Genomic DNA, 18,842 nt, shown 5'->3' with positions numbered 1-18,842 from the left:
ATATACGCCGAGCACGCAGCGACGAACGACTGGGTTTCGAAGGCGTACTCACGCATCGCGGGATAAATATCACAGGACTCCATAGCTTCGCTCGTCTCCGCCCGAGTCTTGTCCCCCGGATGACCGTGCTGCTCCCAGAAGCCGGGCCAGACAGCGGCGTGTATCTCCTCACCCATCGCGGTTAGCGCCGCCTTCGAGAGCGTCATGTGGTTCTCGTAGCAGATGAGTCCGCCGAGTCGACCGACACCCGTTTCGTACGTGGACAGGCTCGACGGGTCGCCACGGCCCCAGATGGCACGCTCCTCGTGGGTCGGCATCAGTTTCCGGTGGCGACCCATCAATTCCCCGGTGTTGTCGAAGTAAAACAACGAATTGTAGAGCGTCTCGCTCCCGTGTCTGTCGCTGATTTCATTCGTCCCCAGCACGAGTGTGAGGTCGGCTTCCGCGACGGTTTCACCGAGTATCTCGATAGCTTCGTCATCGACGTGGAGACTGTTCTTCTGGAGTTCCACCATCAGATCAGTCCATCTGGAGATAGAAACACTGCCCCGCCAGTATGGATACCCTGGGAAGTACGTCTCCGGAAAGACGACGATGTCTGCACCGTCCCGGCCCGCCTGCTCGACATACCGGCATGTCTTGTCCAGCGTTCCAGCCTTATCGTGGTAGACGGGTTCTACCTGTGCGGCCGCAAGTGTGAAAGACTCAGGTGGCATTCGTTCGTAATATATCTTCCAGTGACAAATCAGTTGAGCCGACAGGCGGGAACGCGGCCTCAGAACCAAGCCGTGAACGACGATTTTACCCCGTCCGGTCCTACTGGCGTCCGGGCTCCGGGGCCTGCCATGCAACGATGAGACCGACGACAGCGACCAGACCAGCCAGCAGAAACGCCGACGCAAACCCGGCTCTGTTCACCACGGCGCCGCCGGCAATCGGTGCCACAAACGCCCCCGCAAGGCCGATGCTAGTCTGGAATGCGACCGCCGTTGCAGCAACTCGTAGGTCAACGACCTCTCGGACGTACGTAAACGAGAGGCCAAGCGTCAGTTGGACGGCAAATCCGATCAGCAAAAGGACGGCGACGAGCAGCGGTAAGGAGCGAAGCTGCGTGAACCCGAAGAGAAGCGGAGCAGCAAGTCCAAACGACCACAGCACGACCGGTCGCCGTCTGCCATCGAAGACCCGGTCTGATATAAGTCCGCCGCTGATTCGAGAGAACACCCCAACAGCGGGAAATACGGCAACGACGAGCCCACTCACGGCCAACGAGAAGTTCAGTTCTTGCGTGAGATACGACGAGCCCCAGCTATTCACGAACAGGTATAATGCGTACCCGAAGAAGCCGAGGGCACCAACGAGCCAGACGCTCGGGCTCCGCAGTACTGCCCCGAATTCTCGCAGAGACGGGGCATCACCCCGACTCCCGCCGTGCCCCCGGCTCGCTGGCCAGAAGACGGCCAGCCCTACGATTGCAGGGCCAATGAAAGCCAGAAAGACAGTCGGCCAGCCAAACCGTTGCGCAATGAGCGGCCCGGTTCCCTGTCCGAGTGCAAAACCGACCGGCCCGCTGGCGGTGAAGATGCCGACTGCTGTCGCGCGGTGAGAGCCATCGACAGCACGGCTCACCATGTCAATACCGGCGTTCCAGACGACGACGTAGGCGGCTCCCCCCAGTGCACGAGATGCGAGGATTGCCTCGTACTGGCCGCGCCGTCCGGCTCGCCATCCCCACACCCCAGCGAGGACCAACAGTCCCACTGCGACGGCCATCGCGGTTCTCGAATCGGTCCGGTCCAGTACAGCACCGGCCGGAAGGCTGACGACCACAGCGGTCCCGAACATGACCCCGACGAGGAGACCGACGGCTGTCGGCCCGACCCGCAGCGAATCTTGAATGAGCGGCGTGACGCTTGCAGGGACGATCTCGTATGCGGCCAATCCCACCGAGATCAGACTCGCACCAGCCACGAGCCACCACGTCGAGTTGGCTGTTCGGACGGCTGGTCCAGCAGTGGAATCCGACATGTCGGAATCAGTAGCCTGTGGTGTCATTCTGTCGGGGAGCGCGTCTGGTCATCGCAATGTCGTAGTTAGCATCGGGACTCGAAGTGGAAGTAGGTAATTCGGGTAGCGAATAGCTGGCAGACGATCCTCGGACAACACGGACAGAACTGGGCTGTGTGGAACAGTACCAACGGAGATTCACTGTGTACGGATGAGATAACATGGCGTATTGAAACTATATGACTTGAAGCGGCCGATACAATACAGCGGGTACCTGACGCGGCGTATTGTGCATACAGAGGCCGCACAACGCCAGCATCCAAACAGATTGAGAAGGCATATACACAGCCCCGTATTCTATAAGTAAAAAACGCAGGTATGAGTTGATAGCGCCGCACCTACATTTCTTTTTTCTATGTGGCCGCTTTATAGATTGGGACCAGTCAGTAAAAGACCATATTTGACTGAGTTGTAATCAGAATATTGAATTAAGATTCGATATCGGCGAGTTATAGCAATCGGTTGCCGGAATTTGGGTATAATATCTCTATCAGCGCGACATCAGTTCTCTATTGTATAAGTAGCACCTGCCGGTTCAGTGTTGATGTCGGGTCTATCCGTCTATTGTACTGTATTCGTAGTACTGACTTCGGACTTCGATCTCGTTTTTCGTATATCGGAGTATTTCCAGCAGATTTGCCATGTATCTGGACGTGAATCTATCTCTGGGCCCGGTGATACCAAGAGACACCATAACCTCCTGTTCGTCGTTGAATATTGGAACGGCGACGCCGCGAACACCCCGGAGATGCTCCTCATCATCTATCGCATAGCCCTGATCACGAATCCGCTCGAGGGCCGCTTCAAGTTCAGACCGGGATGATAACGTGTTATCAGTCCCTTTCGGAAGCCCGTGGTCAGCAATGATTTCGTTTCGTCTGTCCACCGGAAGATGCGCCAGAATCACTTTGCCCAGCGATGTCCAGTGCATCTCCGTGTGATTCCCAATTGGGATTTCGTCGCCCGCAGCCTTTCCGCCTGAACTCCTGTAGAGGATGACCCGCTGGCCGTTCTCCTCAATGCCTGCACCAGCTATCTCGCCGGTTTCTCTACTGAGTTCTTCGACTTTGTTACGGAGCAGTCGGCCAATATCAAGTCGCTGCCGAACACTGCCACCGAACTCCAGAAATCTGAACGACCGACGATACTGTCCAGACTCCTTGACGACGTAATCACGTTGAACAAGTGTATTGAGGTGAATAAAGACAGTACTCGTGGGGATGCCGAGGTGAGACGCAAGGTCGGAGAGACCAACCGGTTCACGTTTTCCGAGAGCACTGAGGATATCCAGCGTCGTCTCAACCGCGCTGATTGTTTTATTATTCTGTGAAGGCATAGATTTGCTTTTTTCCACAGGATAAAATAGATTCCGCCGATGGGCAAATTGTTTCCAACAATATTGAAAATCAGTACTGCACCCCGAATTGTCTTGTCCTAACAAGGGTACGGCTGTTATTTTCTACAACCTGATAGCTTACGAAGGATGGCAACACACCACATGAAAATAACCGATGTGATTTCCAGTACCTGATTCAGCAGTTACAGGGACTCTGGCGTCGTTTTACTACACAGACCTGTTCCGGACGAGGACAACAGGTAACTTTCAATCTCATTGAAAGAGACTGGAAGCTCTCCAAGGTCCTATTTCCTGCGAGGTAGGAGGCTTCTGCTCCGCATTCTGCATCACGGTAGGATATTGCACTACCCGGCGTACCGTTTGAACACGGCTCAGAGCCGCTGGTTACGCAGGTATGCCAGATGATTCACCACAATACCCCGCCGGTTTCGATATGATTGGTCCGCCAGACGCTGCATATACTACCAACATTTATTAATGATGATTGCGATGCTTCTGTTACTCGGTATGAGCGAAGTTACACTATCAAACGTCAGCAAGGTATACGACGACAACGTCCTTGCAGTTGAGGATCTTTCTCTGGCCGTCGAAGATGGGGAGTTTGTCGTCGTTGTCGGACCATCCGGGTGTGGGAAGTCGACCACACTTCGGATGATTGCCGGGCTCGAAACGGTCACCGACGGTGAGATTGCTATCGGTGGGGACGTGGTCAACGATGTTCGTCCGCAGGACCGGAACATTGCGATGGTGTTCCAGAGTTACGCGCTGTACCCACATATGAGCGTGCGCGAGAACATGTCCTTCGGGCTTCGACTGTCAGGTGAGTACGATGATCAGATCGAGCAACGTGTGACTGAGGCCGCCGAACTGCTGGAGATTTCGGACCTCATGGACGATCTCCCGAAGCAACTCTCGGGTGGCCAGCAACAGCGTGTTGCGCTCGGACGGGCTATCGTCCGCGACCCGGACGTGTTTCTGATGGACGAACCCTTGTCGAACCTCGACGCCAAGCTTCGGACACAGATGCGCACGGAAATCCAGCGCATCCAAGAGGAGCTGGACGTAACGACGATCTACGTCACGCACGATCAGACAGAAGCGATGACGATGGCCGACCGGATCGTAATCCTCAATCATGGTGAGCTTCAGCAGGTTGCGCCACCGGAACGCTGCTACGACAAGCCCAACAACAAATTTGTCGCGGGGTTCATCGGGTCACCATCGATGAACTTCTTCGAAGTGAGTGTGACCAACAGCGGCGGGCGTGCGACGTTCCAATCAGCAGCTGTTGAGTTTACGCTTGACGCCGACATTCCCGAGGGAGAGTACACGCTTGGCGTCCGGCCAGAGGATTTCGTCGCCGAGGATGCCGGGGCGTACATCGAGACAGTCGTCGACGTCGTAGAACCCATGGGGTCTGACAACTTCCTCTATCTGGAGACAGCAAACGGTTCGAAAGAAGTCGTAGCCCGGGTCGACAGCGAATACCGTCCGAAACGCGGCGACGAAATCGCGTTAGGGTTTCATACAGAGGACATGCATCTGTTCGGTCCCGATGGGAAGCGAGTGGAACTGAACCAGATACAGCGGACAGAATCAGTATAAATGTTGTACGATACTATCGGCCGGAAGGAAAGCGAGTGGGCTGGGATGACTGCGAATCAGATCCGAGACGTGGGCGAACAGTCGGGCTCTGTTCTCGTTATTCCCGTTGGCAGCGTCGAACAGCACGGAAACCACCTCCCGGTCATCACTGACACGCTGCTGGTCGAGGCGATGGTCGACACTGCTATCGAGCGACTGGAGGACGTTCCTGTCGTCGTGACACCGCCAGTCTGGAGCGGCTTCTCGCCGCATCACCTGTCGTTCGGTGGGACTCTGTCGCTCGAATTTGCACACTTACGAGCCACACTTGAGGACATCGCGCACGCTGGCATCCAGAACGGATTCGATGCAGTGCTGTTCGTCAATGGCCACGGCGGGAACAGTGCACTCATCGATGCCGTCGTGAGTACCGTGGGCGTCGATACTGATGCGGAAGTACTCGGAACGACGTACTTCCATCTGGCATCAGAAAGAATCGAGGAACTCCGAACGACCGAGACGGGAGGAATGGCTCACGGCGGTGAGTTCGAGACATCCCTCATGCTTTCGCTCCGACCAGACCTCGTGGGCGACCCGGCGGTCCGCGACGGCGAACCACTTGACGAACACTACAGATGGGGCGGACAGGACCTGCTCGACGGGGGCAACGTCTCCGTCTATCGTTCGTTCGACGAGTATTCCACGTCCGGAGCCATCGGGACGCCGAAGCAGGCGAGCGCGGAGACAGGCGAACGAATCTGCTCTGTCATCGGTGAGGAACTCGCGGCGCTTATAACTGCAATTCACGAGCACAATGCGTGACCAATGATCGACACGACACAAAGAATTATGTACATGGAAATAGGTGATAGAAACGATGCAGCCCGATAACAACGACAGGTCTGTCGAGGACAGTATCGACCGCCGGCAACTCCTTCAAGCACTTGGGGCAGGCGGCGCTATTGCCATCGCGGGGTGTAGCGGCGACGGCGGGAGCGGCGGTGACGGTGACAGTGACGGTGAGAGCAGTGGTGACGGCAGCGACGGCAGTACCCAGAGCGTGCAGTTCCTCACGATGGGTGTTGGGGACAACATCAAGCAGTTCTTCGAGGAGAACAACACGGCCTTCGAGGACGAACACGACGTGGACGTAGAGTTCACCAGCGTGACGTGGGACAACGCACGGCAGACCGTGAACAACCGTGTCGACGGCGGGGAAGCACCCGATGTCAGTCGGTGGCCGGCGCGCTGGATCCCCCAGCTCGTGGGCAAGGACGCGCTCGAACCGCTCGACGACATGATGGACGGGGAGTTCGGTGAGCAGTTCTACGACGGCGTGGCCGAAGGAACGATGTACAACGGCTCACACTACGGTGTGCCGTGGGCCGCTTCAAACAAGTGCCTGTACTACAACAAGGATGTCTTCGAGACGGCGGGGCTCGACCCAGAGAATCCGTCGCTCGACTCGTGGCAGGACATGGTGGATGCCGCAACGCAGATCCGCGACAGTGATGCGAGCGTTCCAGCACTTGGGCTAGCGGGGGCCGACGCAATCGAGACAGGGTCACAGTACTACCACTACCACTGGTCACATGGCGCAGACCTCGTCGATGACGAAGGAATGCCAGTCGTGAACTCCAGTGGCGCTGTCGACGCCCTCTCGTTGTACACCGACCTCCACCTCGAACACAACGTCACACAGTCCTCACCGCTCTCCTCGACCCGGCAGGACATCCGACAGCTGTTCGAGAACGGCGATCTCGGGATGGTTATCGGGCACGTGTACACGGGACTCAATATCACCGCCGCAAAGGAAAACGATGAGGTCGACTTCGACTACGGTATCGTTCAGGTGCCGCGTGGACCAGAGGGACGGTACAGCCTCTTCACCATCGACACACTCGCCATCCTGAGTCAAAGCGAGCACAAAGACCTCGCACGGGACCTGATCCGGTTCTACTTCGACGAGGAACGGCGGTTCCAGTACTCGAAGCAGAAAGGGTTCCTCCCCGTTGTTGAAGCCGTCGGCGAGCGCTCGTACTTTTCAGACTCGGAGAACTGGGGACCGTTCGTCGAGGCTGGACAGTACGCTCGTGCCCGGCCGAAGCTCGGTAACTTTAGTGAGTTTAACGACCGGATGGTCCAGGCCATTCAGGAAGCACTGGCGGACCGGAAGTCACCGCAGAAAGCGCTCAATGATGCCCAGAGTGATCTCGAAGATGCCATGGAGTGACAGACAGGGATGAGCCTGGCAGAGGAGTACACCGAGACATCCGAGGGCTCACGGCTTGAACAGGGGGTGGCGTACATCCAGCACAACAGCCGGGCGTACCTCCTCATCGCTCCGGCAGCGGTGTTCCTGCTAGCCGTCGTCGGATACCCGATTATCGAGACGTTTCGGCTATCGCTGTATCAGTCTCCCGCTGACTCGAACATCGAGACGTTCGTGGGGCTCCAGCATTACGTCGAGATATTCAACAGCGACATCTTTTATCGTCTGCTCTGGCAGACCGGCCGCTGGGTCGTCGTCGGCGTCGCGGGCAAGACACTGCTTGGACTGCTGATAGCCATTCACCTCAAGGGAGACATCCGTGGTCGGAAGTTCTTCCGCACGGCGTTTCTCATCCCGTGGGGGATCCCCTATGCAATCTCCGCGGTAGTGTTCCGGTGGATAGAGCACCCGCAGTTTGGCTATCTCAACGCGATTCTGTTAAAACTCGGTATCATCGAACAGGGAGTCGGTATCCTCGGGAACCCGAGCATCGCGTGGCTTGGCGTCGTCGTGGCCGACATCTGGATCGGGACGCCGTTCATGGCGATTATCTTCCTCGCAGGCCTGCAGTCGATACCGCAGGAACTGTACGAAGCAGCCGCCATCGACGGTGCCGAGAAGTGGCATCAGTTCCGGTACATCACGCTCCCACAGCTCAAGAGCGTTGTCCTGATCGCCACGCTACTGTCGACGATATGGACGTTCGTCAGTTTCGACGTCATCTGGACGATGACCGGCGGCGGGCCGATTAGCTCGACGGCAACGCTCGTCATCCACATCTATCAGGTCGGGCTCCAGAACGGGAATCTCGGACGCGGAGCCGCCTACAGCGTCATCGGGTTCCTGTTCCTGTTCGTCTTCGCTATCATCTACCTGCGTATCTACACGCGTGGCGGTGATGAGCTATGACGATGGCAGGCCATGACCGGAGCAGCCTCCGCAAAGTCCGCCTCTATGGCGTACTGATAGCGCTGCTCGGGCTGATGATGTTGCCGTTCTACGCGATGTTCTCGAGCACGCTCAAGCCGGAGTCAGAGATTTTCGCCGCGCCAGCGACGCTGGTCCCCAGCGACCCCAGCGTCCAGGCGTACCTGCAGGTCTGGACACAGACCGACGTGTTGCTCTGGGTCGGGAATAGCTTCATCATCTCGGTGGGAACGGTCGTCCTGACGCTACTGTTGGCGATACCGGCCGCGTACTCGTGTGCCCGGAACGACTTCGTGGGGAAGCGGACCTTCCTCCTCTCCGTGCTAGTCGTCCAGATGTTCGCACCGGTCGTGTTGATTGTCGGTCTCTTCGACGTCATCACCCAGATGGGACTGTTCAACACCTATCTCGCTGTGATCGTCCCGGCGGCGGCGTTCACGTTGCCGTTCAACGTCTGGATGCTGTACGGGTATTTCAAGACGATTCCCGTCGCGCTCGAAGAATCGGCGCGTATCGACGGCGCGAGCCAACTGCAGATCCTCACGAAAATCGTGCTCCCGCTGACGAAGCCAGCGCTGGTCGCCAGTATCACCTACACCTTCCTCTACGCGTGGAATCGGCTACTGTTCGTGCTCACCTTCCTCACTGACAGCGCGAAGTACAACATCCCACGGGGGGTCTTCTCGATGGTCGGCGCGCTGCAGACCGACTGGCGGATGATGCTCACCGTGTCTGTGATCGGTATCATCCCACTCTTGATTTTATTCGCCTTCCTCGAAGAGTATATTGTGGCTGGGATGACTGCTGGCGCGGTCAAGGAGTAGCCGCCTCTACTTTTATTATCGCCGCGATAGTTGGTTGCGTATGGAATTCGCGATGTGGGCGTACCCGTGGGACCTGCTAGATGAAGGGCCGGCCACAGTGGAACGGCGATTGCGTGACATCGGCATCGACGAACTGAATCTCGCGACGAACTATCACACTGTGCAGGCGTTCACGCCGCACAATCCGGAGCGGCGGACACTGTTTGCCCGCGCGAGTTCGTATTTCGAGCCCGGCCCGGAGTACGGCGACCTCGAACCAGTGCCGTACGAACGGATGGACGGCGACTGGGTCACAGACGTCGCCGACGGCCTGTCGGAACTGACACTCAACTCATGGACAGTCGGCTGCCACAACTCACGGCTCGGGATGGCCAGCCCAGAGTATACGCTGGAATCGGCACACGGTGACGACCTGCTCTTCGGCCTGTGCCCCTCCCAGCCAGCGGTCCAGACGTATCTCTCAACACTGGTTTCGGATCTGGCGTCCCGCGACGAATTCGGTCGTATCGAACTGGAGACGTTCGATTACTTCTACGGAACGGGCTTTGGATGGCACCACCAGAAGATTCACGCGCAGTTGGGCACACTCGGCGAGTTCTTGCTTGGGCTGTGTTTCTGTCCACAGTGTTGTGAAAATGCGACGGCCGCAGGTGTCGACACTGAACGGGCACGCGCGACTGTCGCTGACACGCTGGATGAGATTGTTGCCGGCGATGTAGCACACGACCATTCACCGGAGGACTGGCTCGCGGAGCACGAGACCGTCGCCGCATACGTCGATGTCCGCGAACGGACGCTGGCGTCACTGTACGCCACACTGGCTGACGCCGCTGGAACGACGCCGCTTGGCTACTACGTCGGCGCGCCCGAACCCGGCCGCGAGTGGATCGTCGGGGCCGACCTGCAAGCGCTGTCGGACCACGTCGATTACTACTGCCTTCCGGCTTATGAGGGGTCGAGTGATGCGGTCAGGGAGGCGTATAACGCCGTTGCAGCAGTGACCGATGTACCACTGCACATTGGTCTCCTGCCGGGTCATCCGGCTATCGACGACGAAGCGACTGTGGTTGATATCGTGCAGACCCTCGACTCGAAGGGGGTGCCACGACTCTCGTTTTATAACTACGGACTGCTTCCGGAGCAGTCACTGGAGTGGGTTGGCACGGCCATCGATGCAGTGAGCTGAGAGGGGGAAGCGGTAGTTTGATATCGGTTCACGAACGACAGGATTGCATGGAGATAACCGGTGTGTCAGCGGTAACTGTAGACGTACCGTTGGCCGACCTAGATGCGCATCTCGGAATCGGGCCGTACGTGACCAATCACGGGAAGCTACATTCGATGGAGCGCGTCCTCGTCCGTGTCGACACAGATGAGGGGATTACTGGCTGGGGCGAGATGCGTGTCTTCCTGTCACCAGCGGCCACTGAGTCGATTATCGAAGACGGCGTTGGACCGATGATTGAAGGCCAGTCGCCGTTCGAAATCGAGCGGCTCCGCCGACAGGTGTTCGTCGAGTACGCGAACGTGGATATGTTCTTCGCGGCTGTGGAAACAGCCTGCTGGGACATCGTCGGGAAGGCCCTCGACAGACCGGTGTACGAGCTTCTCGGCGGGTGGACGGCACCGACACAGGGTGCTCAGCAACACCGGCAAAACGTCGACGGCAACAGTGCTGCACCCGCTGCTGTCCCGGTTGCGTTCTGCCTTGGTATCCTCTCGCCCGAAGAGTCCCGAATCAAGGCCCGAAAAGCGCTCGAAGCTGGCTTCACTGTCCTCAAGACGAAAGCCGGTCGGGACTGGCGACAGGATGTCGAGCGGATCAAAGCTATGCACGACGAAGTCAACGGGCAGCTGGAGTTTCGACTCGACCCGAATCAGGGCTGGACGCTCGACCAAGCAGTTCGGGTCGGCGCGATGCTCGAAGACGAGAATATTTACCTGCAGTACATGGAACAGCCGATTCGAGTCGATTCACACACGTCGCTAGCTCGGCTTCGACAACGCCTCCGCCAGCCAATCGCACCGAACGAGGACACCTATATCTCGCATAATCTGCAGTCGCTTGTGGAAGCTGGCGCGATGGATGTCGGCGTTATCGACCTGACTCCGGCCGGCGGTATCAGCGGGATTCGACAGCAAGCCGCAATCCTCGAAGACGCCGGAGTTCCCTTCACGCACCACTGTGCGTTCGACCTTGGGATTCGGACTGCGGCGATTCTTCATGCGTTCACCGGCATCCCGGGCTTTTCCTTGCCCCCGGATTCGACGTACTACGGCTGGGAGGCAGACATCATCGAGACGCCGTTCGAGGTCAGCGACGGCTGTCTCCCGGCCCCGGACGGTCCTGGTCTCGGTGTCACTGTGGACATGGCCGCCGTCGAGGAGTATCGAATCACATGAGGGGACAAGAGCAACTTTCAAGAGGGCAGCTAACGTGGGTGCTCGTGTCATGGTAGAGCTATCATTAGCTGACCGGCCGGCCATTGTGACTGGCGCGTCGCGGGGTATCGGGCGAGAAATCGCGGCCCGATTCGCCGAAGCAGGTGGCGATGTCGTCGTCTGCTCGCGCACCTACGAGGACGTCGAAGCGGTTGCGACGGAACTAACCGACATACATGACGGTCGTGTTGTCCCGGTGGAATGTGACGTTACGGATCGAGATGCGGTACAGGACCTCGTCGACACAACCATCGAAGAATTCGGAGATATTCGGGTGCTCGTGAACAACGCTGGTGGCGCAGACGAGTCCGCCAATCTGTTACACCGCTGTGGCGAGGACACTTTCGAGTCAATGCTCGACCTGAATCTAAAGAGTCAGTTCCTCCTGAGCAAGGAGGTACTGCCGGCGATGGTCGCCACTGGCGGCGGGTCGATAATCCATATGGGCTCGGTCAACGGCCTGTTCGGCATCGGGCTCTCGGGCTACTCTGAGGCCAAAAGCGGATTGCTAGCACTCTCCCGAAACATTGCCGCCCACTACGGGCAGCATGGAATCCGCTCGAACGTTATTTCAGCGGCAACCATCGAAACGGCAAACAGGCGTGCAGAGATGGAAAACACTGAGGAGCGGACCGGAGAGACAAGTGCACGGGAGCGCTGGCTCGACCAGTACCCGCTCGGCCGGTTCGGTACGCCGAGAGAAGTCGCCGATACCACCCTGTTCCTTGCCTCCGAATTGTCGAGTTTCGTCACCGGTGAGAACCTGGTGCTTGACGGCGGATTGACGACGAGCCTGCCGACATCGTTCATCAACGAGATCTACGACGCGGACGATCAGCCGACGACTAATTAACCCGATACCCATGGAAGAACTAACAACTGACGACGCACCGGATAGTATCGGCCCGTACTCACAGGGAATCGCAAGCGGCGACCGTATTTACGTTTCCGGACAGGGGCCAGTCGACCCGGACACCGGCGAAGTAATCCAAGGGACGCCCGCTGAACAGACTCGACGCACGCTACGGAACGTCGCAGCCGTTCTGGAGGCCGGTGGCGCTTCGCTCGACGATGTCGTGAAAGCGACGGTTTTCGTGAAGGATATGCGGTACTACGACGAGGTGAACGAGGTGTACGGTGAACTCATGTCACCTCCCTATCCCGCACGCAGTGCGGTAGAGGTCGTTAAGTTGCCGGTCGATATCGACGTCGAGATAGAAGTCGTTGCGGAACAATAGTATGTCGCATCTGGTAGTGTTCGACCTCGACGGGACGCTCACTCGACAGCGCGGTGGGTTCGAGCTATTGCACACCCTCTACGGCACGACATCGGAAGCCGAGGCGCTGATGGACCGGTTCGAGGCGGGTCAGATTTCGTTTGCAGAGTGGTGTCGCGGGGCGGTCGACGTGTGGCGTGCGAACGATGTTACTCAGTCCGATATCACTTGTGCGACCCGGGCTGTCAAGCCGAAAGCAGGAGCAGTCGAGCTCCTCGAACACCTCCAGCAAGCAGAAATCCGATTCGGCATTCTCAGTGCCGGCGTTGCTAACCTCGCCACACAGTTCGAGCCATACGATCCAGCGTTCGTTCACGGAAACTGGATTCAGTTCGAAGATAGCCGGGTGTCGGGCATCGATGTCGGTGTCGGCCCGAATCAGAAGGGCGAAGTACTGAGAAAAATTCGAGCCGAACACGACCCTGCGTCAATCACTTACATCGGTGATTCACACACTGACACGGAGGCGTTTATCGAGGCAGATACCGCGGTGTTGTTCGATCCTGACGAACGCGTTCCCGAAACGGCAGCCGACGCAGCAGATACAATGCTCGAAAGTTCAGATATGAGAGAGGTGCAGAAATATATTCCCAAAGTGTAGTCATAAATCGGTTAGTAAGAGAATATGACTCCAGATATAGGCATTTGCTGATAATTTTGCGGCAAATGTTTTCATAGCTTCGATAAATTGTTCCACATGCCACATAATACATCGAGATAGCTATACCAAAGAAAACGTAGCATTCGGTGCGATAACTGGACCGCTGTCGACGGTACTCACTGGCGTACTTTGCCCGAGTATATCGCGGACAGATACCACCCAGCCATTCACACTGCATCGAGCGGTCGCTGTCGCAGTGGCAACATCTAGCAATTTGCAACGAGCTTCGACGGTCCTTTTACCGTCGGGTGGTTATCGGCGGCTGAATGAGTCGCTATCGAACGACCGGTTGTTTTCTCCTTCTGGCTGCGATCTGGGGTACTGCATTCATGGCGACGGATGTCGGCCTCGCTGACCTGCCGCCGGTCCCGTTCGCCGCCGCACGCTTCGACATCGCTTCCGTTCTCCTGTTTACCGCGTTAGCTGTCACAGGTTCATTAGAACGGCCACAGACCCGCGACGATTACGTGTACGTCCTCGCTGGCGGGACGCTTATGATCGGAATACACCACGTATTCCTGTTCACCGGGCAGCAGTACGTCACCGGGGCCGTCGCCGCGGTGCTGCTCGGTCTCGTGCCAGTCGTGACGCCCGCACTCACGAAACTCGCATCCAGCGATGACACGTTCACTGCAAATACTGGTGTTGGCGTGGTACTCGGATTCACCGGCGTCGTTGTGATTGCTAACCCTGACCCGGCGAATATCCTCAGCAGCACCATCGGAATCGCGCTCGTGTTCGCGTCGGCGCTGGCGTTTGCCATCCCGGCCGTCGTCACGCACGACACCAGCCCGTCGATGTCGTTTCTGGCCACACAGGCGTGGTTGATGGCTATCGGGGCGGTTGTCCTCCATGTCACCGTGCTTGTGCTCCCCGGACAGTCGTTTGCAGACGCATCGTGGACGCCCTCCGCGTTTGCGGCGCTGTTGTATCTGGCTGTCGTCGCCGGTATCGGCGGTTTCCTGCTGTACTTCCGGCTACTTGATCAGCTGGGCCCTATCGAGATGAGCTTCATCGAGTACGTGATTCCACTGTTCGCCGCGCTCGCGGGCTGGCTCGTACTCGGCCAGCAGGTCACGCTCGCCACCGTCAGCGGGTTCGTGTGCATTCTTCTGGGGTTCATGGCAGCGAAGTGGACGGCGTTGCGAGCGGAACTACGTCGGGTCGTCGAACCGAAAACCAGTCCGCCGGCCGACTGACCGGGACCGATTTGCTGACCATCACTGACTGAATCGGACTGTTAGATTCGAGAGAATCGACAGCGAAGCTGGAAACGGTAAGAATGACCGTCAAGCAGGAGTGACAGCGGCATCAGGCTTCTGCAAATAAACAAATTGCAGCCGGTATTATACCATCTTTTCAGCGTCTCACCGGCAACATTCATCGTTTGCCGACAAACACGTCAGCAAACAGAATCTTGTAAGCGAAGACCGTATCATAGCCGCGTGCACATACTGGCGGGGCTGACGGGTTTTTATAAGACTACCCGTTGCTGTGTAGTATGATACAACCAATTCGCACGCTATGGAGTCGGTATCGGTCTATTCCACTCATCTGGCGTATCTTCGTCGCCTTCGTACTGGGCACAGGTGCCGGTATCGCGTTCGGGGAGCAGATGGTCGTGGTCAAACCAGTGGGCGATCTCTTCCTTCGGCTGCTCAATATGCTGATTGTCCCGATTATCGTCTTCACACTGCTGACCGGGATTCGGCAGCTTTCCCCCGCTAAGCTTGGGAAGATCGGTGGTGCGACAGTGGGCCTCTACGCCCTGACGACAACCTTCGCAGGCATCATTGGGCTTGCGGTTGCAAACGTGCTTCAGCCGGGCCGCGGGCTCGAATTCGGCGGCGGCGAAGCGCAGTCGAAAGCGCCACCGTCGTTACTGGATGTAGTGCTCGGTATCGTGCCGAACAATCCCGTCGCGGCGCTCGCAGAGGGGAATCTGCTGGCGACGGTTTTTTTCGTCATCGTGTTCGGAATCGCGCTGACGTACGTCCGCTCACAGCAAGACGCGCTCGCAGAGAGTGTCGATTCAGTGTTCGAGGCCTTCGAAGTAGGTGCTGAAGCGATGTTCGTCATCGTTCGAGGGGTGCTCGAATTCGGTGTCCTTGGTGTGTTCGCGTTGATGGCGTCCGGAATCGGCACTGAAGGTATCGGCCTGTTTTCCTCGCTGGGCGAACTCGTGCTGGCAGTCACTGTCGCAATCGTCATTCACATCGGCTTCACCTATCTCGTTTTCTTGATGGGCGTAGTGGCCGATGTCTCCCCGATTGCGTTCCTCAGCGGGGCGAAAGATGCGATGGTGACTGCGTTCGCAACTCGGTCGTCGAGCGGAACGCTCCCTGTCACGATGCGTAATGCGGACGAAGACCTACAGATTTCCGAGCAAGTGTATTCGTTCACGCTCCCAGTCGGTGCAACGGCGAATATGGATGGCGCCGCCATCCGACAGGCAGTCACCGTGATGTTCGCTGCAAACGTCGTCGGACAACCACTGGTACTTACTGAACAGGTCTTTGTCTTGATCGTGGCCGTCCTCATTAGTATCGGAACCGCTGGCGTTCCGGGAGCGGGCATCGTCATGCTCACTGTGATTCTCACACAGGTCGGCCTCCCGCTGGAGGTCGTTGGATTCGTCGCCGGCGTGGACCCGATTCTTGGACGGATTGCGACGATGAACAACGTCACTGGCGACCTCGCAGTTTCGACCGTTGTGGGGAAGTGGAACGACGGACTCGACCGTGGTGCGGGCGTCTGGTCACGAAAGCTGAGCGGAGTCACAGAGTTCGCTCCCGGCGGCGATTAGAAGGGAACGGCGAGAGCGAGTGAAACAGAACCTAATGCTGGTACAGTTGTTATTCTAATCTATAAGCTCAGGAATACATCTTGCGGCTGAACTGACCACAGCAGTACGAGTGGTCCTCCAGGTGGTACACATATCAGAACCGTTCGTCCGACCGGTTCGTAGTACCACTGCAGTCTCAGAACCGCCGTAGTATCAGTTTCAGTTCACTTTGTTCGTTTCCGTTCCTGAGTTGGGTGGTCAGTGACGTACACTTTCGTATCGTCCGGTATGTCGTCGGTGACCCAGGAATTCGCCCCGATGCTGACGTGGTCACCGACGGTGATGGCGCCCAGAACTTTCGTGCCCGCGCCGATGACGACGTGGTCGCCGATGTCAGGGTGTCGTTTGTATCCCTTTTTCAGTCTGTGTTCGTCGCTCTCGTCGGCCTCGAAGTGCAGCGCGCCGAGGGTCACATCCTGATAGAGGCGGACCCACTCCCCCACGATAGTGGTTTCACCGATGACGACACCGGTTCCGTGGTCGATAAAAAAGTGGTCACCGATTTCGGCGCCGGGGTGGATGTCGATGCCGGTCTCAGTCTTGGCGTATTCGGTGAGTTCGCGAGCGTACTCGGAGGCCTCGGCCTCGTAGAGGGTGTGTGCGACCCGCTGTACGAGTATCGCCATGAACCCCGGATAGGACCGGATGATCTCCATGTACGTCTTCGCCGCCGGGTCGCCTTTGAATGCAGCCTCGACATCTTTTTTCAGTCGCCTGCGAACCGCTGGGAGTTGATCGATGACGGCATCGACTGTTGCAGCGGGATCCGATCCGGAGTACGGCCTGATACCAGCAAAGAAGAGGCCGCCCAAGGTGTCGAGACGGTCCAGAACGGCGAGTTCGTCCCTGACCAGTTCAGCGGCGTTCCAGCAGGTCGGGAAGAATAGTCGTTTGAGGATGTCGACTTCCGGCCTTCGGTGTTCCCGTCGCGGGAACTCCATCTGTGTCTGGGTCGGGAACGGCTCTTCATCTGCCCGGTACGCTGCGAACAGTTTCTCGTGTGCGTCGCCCGTGTAACAGTAGTCCATATCGGATGGTTGGGCTGAACCATCTTAGTTCTGAAACAACAGCTATCACTTTGTCAATATTTTGTGTTCTCGCTGGCGTAGTAGAACTACAAACGGGCAGAATCCCACGTTGAGAGGTAGCTATTTGATACTGGCCTGTCATCGAGTCTGTATGAACGGCGAGTGTTACTTCTGTCACGGCATCGTCTCCGCACCGGAGGAGGACCATATCTGGCTGACCGAGCACGACAGCCACGAGGTGTATATGCACGAACAGTGTGCTAGCGGTCACAACGTCATAGAGAGAGAACAGGACTCAACGGGTGAACTCCTGATTACGTGCCCGGAATGCGGCGAAGTCGAAACCGTGTAGCAATACACGCAGGCAGCCCTGCGGACGGGCCGTGGCCCCGTCCTATGGGAGCGAAATATCGACGCCGGACTGCAGGCTAGCCGCTTTTACTGTATTGTACATCAGCATCGCAATGGTTAGCGGTCCGACCCCACCAGGGACCGGAGTGATAGCGTCCGCCTTCGCTTTCGCGCTCTCGAAGTCCACGTCCCCGACGAGTTCGTACCCCTTGTCCGTGTCCGCATCGACTCGGTTGATACCCACGTCGATGACCGTGGTGCCGTCCGAGAGCATCGACCCGTCTATCATTTCCGGAACCCCGGCGGCGGCGATCACGATGTCCGCGTTGCGGGTCTTTTCGGCGAGGTCATCAGTCCGTGAGTGACACACGGTCGTCGTCGCGTTCCCGCCGGGCCCGTACTGAATCAACAGGTTTGCCATCGGTTTGCCGACGATGTCTGAGCGGCCGACGACGACAGCGTCTTTCCCCTCCGTCTCAACACCAGTTTCGGCCAGTATTTTCTGTATTCCGTGGGGCGTACAAGGTTTGTATCGCGCGTTCCCTGCGACGAGTCGACCGACGTTTTCGGGATGGAATCCATCGACGTCTTTCATCGGGTCGATGCGCTCCAGTACGTCACGCTTGTTCACGTGGTCGGGGACCGGCATCTGTACGAGGATACCGTGGACGGTCGGGTCCGCGTTCAGTTCGTCGATGGTCGCAAACAGTGTCTCAGCCGGTTCGTCCGCGCCGATTTCGTAATGAAACCCCTCGATGCCGATCTCCTCACAGGCCTGTTGTTTCATCGAGACGTACGTCTCACTCGCGCCGTCGTCGCTCATCAGCACAGTCGCTAGCCCCGGTGTGACGCCCTCGCTGACGAGCGTGTCCGTACACGCCGCAACGCCCTCTGTGATCTGGTCGCCAATCTCGTTACCGTCGATTATCGTTGTCATTATTGCTGTTTTCGTTCTCGGCCCGGGACCTCCCGAGAAGCTGTTCGAGAGTGTAACCGCTGCTGTCAGTCAGCAGTCGGGGCCGGGCAAGCATTCGATATCCGTCTCAAACCCAGCGGGTATAGTGGGTGATGTGGAATAGTCCATCCGTTGAAATGCCGTCGGCTATTCGTCCAGCGAGCAACCACAATCGGTCGACGATTCGACAGTATATCAGGCAAAGGGCTGGGGGACCGAAGGTTTTTGTCCGAACCCGTGGTTGGACTACAC

The 18,842-nt window shown here is 57.7% G+C and carries 18 protein-coding genes; 13 read left to right on the top strand and 5 right to left on the bottom strand.

The window, feature by feature from the left end:
- The 3 genes from C437_RS12885 to C437_RS12875 form a co-directional block, all read right to left on the bottom strand.
- Window positions 1–716: nitrilase-related carbon-nitrogen hydrolase (locus tag C437_RS12885; protein WP_004517401.1), on the bottom strand; the 716-nt coding region annotated here is incomplete at its 3' end.
- 100 nt (window positions 717–816) lie between these two features.
- The gene (locus C437_RS12880; RefSeq protein ID WP_049919783.1) at window positions 817–2,055 is read right to left on the bottom strand and encodes an MFS transporter; all 1,239 of its coding nucleotides are present in this window, start codon (window positions 2,053–2,055) and stop codon (window positions 817–819) included.
- A gap of 565 nt (window positions 2,056–2,620) precedes the next feature.
- Window positions 2,621–3,403: an IclR family transcriptional regulator gene (locus C437_RS12875; protein WP_004517399.1), complete on the bottom strand. Its 783-nt coding sequence runs from the start codon at window positions 3,401–3,403 to the stop codon at window positions 2,621–2,623.
- Between the two features lie 528 nt (window positions 3,404–3,931).
- Between C437_RS12875 and C437_RS12870 the strand changes: the two genes are divergently transcribed.
- The 12 genes from C437_RS12870 to C437_RS12815 all read left to right on the top strand — a co-directional run bounded on the left by C437_RS12870 (window position 3,932) and on the right by C437_RS12815 (window position 16,217).
- Entirely contained in the window at window positions 3,932–5,029 is a 1,098-nt protein-coding gene (locus C437_RS12870) for an ABC transporter ATP-binding protein (protein WP_049919786.1), read from the top strand.
- Window positions 5,030–5,830 carry a creatininase family protein gene (locus C437_RS12865; RefSeq protein ID WP_004517397.1) on the top strand — a complete coding sequence of 267 codons (801 nt, stop codon included), beginning with the start codon at window positions 5,030–5,032 and terminating at the stop codon, window positions 5,828–5,830.
- A 55-nt stretch (window positions 5,831–5,885) separates the two neighbouring features.
- Window positions 5,886–7,241, top strand: coding sequence for an ABC transporter substrate-binding protein (locus C437_RS12860; RefSeq protein ID WP_004517396.1), 1,356 nt, complete (start codon window positions 5,886–5,888; stop codon window positions 7,239–7,241).
- A 9-nt stretch (window positions 7,242–7,250) separates the two neighbouring features.
- The gene (locus tag C437_RS12855; RefSeq protein WP_004517395.1) at window positions 7,251–8,189 is read left to right on the top strand and encodes a carbohydrate ABC transporter permease; all 939 of its coding nucleotides are present in this window, start codon (window positions 7,251–7,253) and stop codon (window positions 8,187–8,189) included.
- Window positions 8,186–9,031, top strand: coding sequence for a carbohydrate ABC transporter permease (locus C437_RS12850; RefSeq protein ID WP_004517394.1), 846 nt, complete (start codon window positions 8,186–8,188; stop codon window positions 9,029–9,031). The genes C437_RS12855 and C437_RS12850 overlap by 4 nt, the downstream gene beginning before the upstream one ends.
- Window positions 9,032–9,071: 40 nt before the next feature.
- Window positions 9,072–10,217 carry a hypothetical protein gene (locus C437_RS12845; RefSeq protein WP_004517393.1) on the top strand — a complete coding sequence of 382 codons (1,146 nt, stop codon included), beginning with the start codon at window positions 9,072–9,074 and terminating at the stop codon, window positions 10,215–10,217.
- Between the two features lie 47 nt (window positions 10,218–10,264).
- Window positions 10,265–11,434, top strand: a complete 1,170-nt coding sequence (locus tag C437_RS12840) for a mandelate racemase/muconate lactonizing enzyme family protein (RefSeq protein ID WP_049919782.1) — start codon at window positions 10,265–10,267, stop codon at window positions 11,432–11,434.
- Between the two features lie 49 nt (window positions 11,435–11,483).
- Window positions 11,484–12,326: an SDR family NAD(P)-dependent oxidoreductase gene (locus C437_RS12835; RefSeq protein WP_004517391.1), complete on the top strand. Its 843-nt coding sequence runs from the start codon at window positions 11,484–11,486 to the stop codon at window positions 12,324–12,326.
- Between the two features lie 10 nt (window positions 12,327–12,336).
- Complete coding sequence (locus C437_RS12830; protein ID WP_004517390.1) at window positions 12,337–12,711, top strand: Rid family detoxifying hydrolase; 375 nt, start codon at window positions 12,337–12,339, stop codon at window positions 12,709–12,711.
- 1 nt (window position 12,712) lies between these two features.
- Window positions 12,713–13,351, top strand: coding sequence for an HAD family hydrolase (locus C437_RS12825; protein WP_004517389.1), 639 nt, complete (start codon window positions 12,713–12,715; stop codon window positions 13,349–13,351).
- A 326-nt stretch (window positions 13,352–13,677) separates the two neighbouring features.
- On the top strand, window positions 13,678–14,610 hold the full coding sequence (locus C437_RS12820) for a DMT family transporter (protein ID WP_004517388.1): 933 nt from the start codon (window positions 13,678–13,680) through the stop codon (window positions 14,608–14,610).
- Window positions 14,611–14,912: 302 nt separating this feature from the next.
- Window positions 14,913–16,217, top strand: a complete 1,305-nt coding sequence (locus tag C437_RS12815) for a dicarboxylate/amino acid:cation symporter (RefSeq protein ID WP_004517387.1) — start codon at window positions 14,913–14,915, stop codon at window positions 16,215–16,217.
- Window positions 16,218–16,420: 203 nt separating this feature from the next.
- On the opposite strand, the gene epsC is transcribed toward C437_RS12815, so the two are convergent.
- Window positions 16,421–17,284, bottom strand: coding sequence for a serine O-acetyltransferase EpsC (gene epsC / locus C437_RS12810; RefSeq protein ID WP_004517386.1), 864 nt, complete (start codon window positions 17,282–17,284; stop codon window positions 16,421–16,423).
- Between the two features lie 151 nt (window positions 17,285–17,435).
- Between epsC and C437_RS12805 the strand changes: the two genes are divergently transcribed.
- Window positions 17,436–17,636: a hypothetical protein gene (locus tag C437_RS12805; RefSeq protein WP_004517385.1), complete on the top strand. Its 201-nt coding sequence runs from the start codon at window positions 17,436–17,438 to the stop codon at window positions 17,634–17,636.
- 42 nt (window positions 17,637–17,678) lie between these two features.
- On the opposite strand, the gene C437_RS12800 is transcribed toward C437_RS12805, so the two are convergent.
- The gene (locus C437_RS12800; RefSeq protein ID WP_004517384.1) at window positions 17,679–18,572 is read right to left on the bottom strand and encodes a bifunctional methylenetetrahydrofolate dehydrogenase/methenyltetrahydrofolate cyclohydrolase; all 894 of its coding nucleotides are present in this window, start codon (window positions 18,570–18,572) and stop codon (window positions 17,679–17,681) included.
- Between the last annotated feature and the right edge of the window lie 270 nt (window positions 18,573–18,842).

Source organism: Haloarcula vallismortis ATCC 29715 (genome assembly GCF_000337775.1).
Classification (GTDB): Archaea; Halobacteriota; Halobacteria; order Halobacteriales; family Haloarculaceae; genus Haloarcula; species Haloarcula vallismortis.
The sequence above is the reverse complement of the archived record's forward strand: the minus strand, read 5'-3'. Positions and strand labels throughout refer to the sequence as shown.

What these genes read in the sequence shown, in the direction of transcription:
- C437_RS12880 (WP_049919783.1), bottom strand. Translation starts at nt 2,055, where the DNA reads ATGACACCACAGGCTACTGATTCCGACATGTCGGATTCCACTGCTGGA.
- C437_RS12875 (WP_004517399.1), bottom strand. Translation starts at nt 3,403, where the DNA reads ATGCCTTCACAGAATAATAAAACAATCAGCGCGGTTGAGACGACGCTG.
- C437_RS12870 (WP_049919786.1), top strand. Translation starts at nt 3,932, where the DNA reads ATGAGCGAAGTTACACTATCAAACGTCAGCAAGGTATACGACGACAAC.
- C437_RS12865 (WP_004517397.1), top strand. Translation starts at nt 5,030, where the DNA reads ATGTTGTACGATACTATCGGCCGGAAGGAAAGCGAGTGGGCTGGGATG.
- C437_RS12860 (WP_004517396.1), top strand. Translation starts at nt 5,886, where the DNA reads ATGCAGCCCGATAACAACGACAGGTCTGTCGAGGACAGTATCGACCGC.
- C437_RS12855 (WP_004517395.1), top strand. Translation starts at nt 7,251, where the DNA reads ATGAGCCTGGCAGAGGAGTACACCGAGACATCCGAGGGCTCACGGCTT.
- C437_RS12850 (WP_004517394.1), top strand. Translation starts at nt 8,186, where the DNA reads ATGACGATGGCAGGCCATGACCGGAGCAGCCTCCGCAAAGTCCGCCTC.
- C437_RS12845 (WP_004517393.1), top strand. Translation starts at nt 9,072, where the DNA reads ATGGAATTCGCGATGTGGGCGTACCCGTGGGACCTGCTAGATGAAGGG.
- C437_RS12840 (WP_049919782.1), top strand. Translation starts at nt 10,265, where the DNA reads ATGGAGATAACCGGTGTGTCAGCGGTAACTGTAGACGTACCGTTGGCC.
- C437_RS12835 (WP_004517391.1), top strand. Translation starts at nt 11,484, where the DNA reads ATGGTAGAGCTATCATTAGCTGACCGGCCGGCCATTGTGACTGGCGCG.
- C437_RS12830 (WP_004517390.1), top strand. Translation starts at nt 12,337, where the DNA reads ATGGAAGAACTAACAACTGACGACGCACCGGATAGTATCGGCCCGTAC.
- C437_RS12825 (WP_004517389.1), top strand. Translation starts at nt 12,713, where the DNA reads ATGTCGCATCTGGTAGTGTTCGACCTCGACGGGACGCTCACTCGACAG.
- C437_RS12820 (WP_004517388.1), top strand. Translation starts at nt 13,678, where the DNA reads ATGAGTCGCTATCGAACGACCGGTTGTTTTCTCCTTCTGGCTGCGATC.
- C437_RS12815 (WP_004517387.1), top strand. Translation starts at nt 14,913, where the DNA reads ATGATACAACCAATTCGCACGCTATGGAGTCGGTATCGGTCTATTCCA.
- epsC (WP_004517386.1), bottom strand. Translation starts at nt 17,284, where the DNA reads ATGGACTACTGTTACACGGGCGACGCACACGAGAAACTGTTCGCAGCG.
- C437_RS12805 (WP_004517385.1), top strand. Translation starts at nt 17,436, where the DNA reads ATGAACGGCGAGTGTTACTTCTGTCACGGCATCGTCTCCGCACCGGAG.
- C437_RS12800 (WP_004517384.1), bottom strand. Translation starts at nt 18,572, where the DNA reads ATGACAACGATAATCGACGGTAACGAGATTGGCGACCAGATCACAGAG.